The organism is Salinisphaera sp. G21_0, from assembly GCF_017744115.1.
Classification (GTDB): Bacteria; Pseudomonadota; Gammaproteobacteria; order Pseudomonadales; family Endozoicomonadaceae; genus Endozoicomonas.
Window position 1 is genome coordinate 1 of sequence record NZ_JAGHQW010000259.1, and the last position, 576, is coordinate 576.

General features: G+C 47.6%; 1 pseudogene. It reads left to right on the forward strand.

From position 1 onward, the window contains the following. Positions 1 to 576 (forward strand): annotated as a pseudogene (locus J7439_RS25950) (hypothetical protein); the annotation flags it as partial.

Sequence of the window (576 nt, forward strand, 5' to 3'; positions counted from 1 at the left end):
CCTGTTCAATCAAACAATACACATCAAGGTCAAAAAGACCATTAAATCACAGTGAACAACAGCAACTGATACCATTGTTGAACGATTTTAAAGCGACGTCCGGGTGGCCATGGCGAAGCCTGACGACGACGCTTCATTCATTTACTTCAGCGGGTGTTTTTACCCCTCATAAATACATGAATGAGGGAAGTAAGGAAACTCAGGCAGCTTTATTGTCAACTTTACTTGATGCAGTAATACTTAAGGGCAACCAAAAACCTGAAGCCAGGAGTATTGATACCCAAGGTACCGCCAATCTGCTGTGGGCCCTGGCAAAAATGGTTGGCAACGGGCTTGAGCTGGAGACGACACCGAAGCTCAAAGAGGCTGTCGCCACGCTGTTGCCTCTGGTAAGAATCAAAGCCGAATCAACAGAAGAGAAAGACCACTTTAATCCACAGGAAGTCACTAACCTGCTGTGGGCCGTGGCGAAACTGGTGGAAAACGGGCTGGAGAAGACACCGACGCTCAAAGAGACCGTGGTCGTGCTGTTGTCCCATGTGAAAACCAAAGCCGAATCAAAAGAAGGGAAAGATC